Raw genomic sequence first — 1,265 nt, 5'->3', positions numbered from 1 at the left:
AGTTCATATTCAAATAAATATAATTGTGCTTATTCTTAATTAGAGAGTATAAGCATTTGAGTGTCTTGTTCATGCAAGCCACTACTGCAACCTTGTCCCTTTTAGGGACGGGTTGCTTTTTTAATCTGTAGTAATAATCAACTATGTGATTTGGTGCAGAAGCCTGCTGTTTGAGCATATTGCGTACAGCTAAAAACAGAATTCCTCGTGCTATTGGATTTCCCCGTTTATTTATATGATCTCCTCTAATATAATTTCCTGACTGGTATCTAATCAAATCGATTCCAAAGTATGCATTCAATTGATTTGCATTATCAAATCTAGTAAAATCTCCAACTTCACCAATCAGCTGTGCAGCGGTCATCTTACCGATGCCCGGCATCGAAGAAATGATTTCTAACTCAGGTAACTGTTCTCCAAGATTGATCATTTGTTTTATAAGATTTTCTTTTTCAATCGTTATATCTATCAAATGACGTGAATAATATTTCACTTCTTGGACTTGAGTGTCATTTAAATGTGCGGCGGGACGACTATTGTGAGCATAATTTATCAACTTCTCGGCGTACTTTAGAGCTTTATTTTTTGAAATACATTTATCAGTCTTTCCAAGCAATATATTTTTTAACTTAGTTCTTGAAATACCCGATACTAAATCAGGATGTGGGAAAAGCTCAACTATATTTAAGGCCAATTTTGATGTTCTACTAGAAAAAAGTTGTTCTATTTCTGGAAAGGTCTGTTGTAATTCAGTATGTAAATAAACTTGGTTCAACTTACGAGAATCTTCGATTCTCTCGTAGAACCTGTTTAATTCTCTAATTTTCGCATATATTGGTTTTTGATAAGTCATCAGCCTGTAATGATTTGCATAAGCACTGATGGCGATTTTATGAGCATCATCAGTATCAGTTTTTAAACGCCTTAAATTCTCTGTTTTAAGATGTAATTCAAGAGGATTTAATAACGCATAAGGTATTTTATTGTCTCTGCAATATCTTTCAATTGGGCGTGAATAAATTCCAGTAGCTTCAAAATAAAAAATTGGATTCTTAGCACACTTTACGGTTGCATCGAGTCTGCTAAAACCAATCTTATTGTGCTTGAAATCAAACTCGGTAACACAGTTACCGTCGTTGTAATAGACACAGTAACTGTGTCCCTTAGAAACATCTAAAGCAATAATATCTGACATAATTTTCCTTTCTAAAGCTATCCATATCAACATTTCGAATCTCATTTCCTATACACGGACACGAAGTCCC

Annotated in this window: 1 protein-coding gene; it reads right to left on the bottom strand. The window is 34.2% G+C overall.

All coding sequences use genetic code 11. The features are described from left to right. The coding region (locus FD29_RS02850; protein WP_057887462.1) for an IS110 family RNA-guided transposase at positions 1–1,195 on the bottom strand (1,195 nt) is incomplete at its 3' end. Between the last annotated feature and the right edge of the window lie 70 nt (positions 1,196–1,265).

It is taken from the genome of Companilactobacillus mindensis DSM 14500, from assembly GCF_001434275.1.
Taxonomy (GTDB): Bacteria; Bacillota; Bacilli; order Lactobacillales; family Lactobacillaceae; genus Companilactobacillus; species Companilactobacillus mindensis.
The sequence above is the reverse complement of the archived record's forward strand: the minus strand, read 5'-3'. Positions and strand labels throughout refer to the sequence as shown.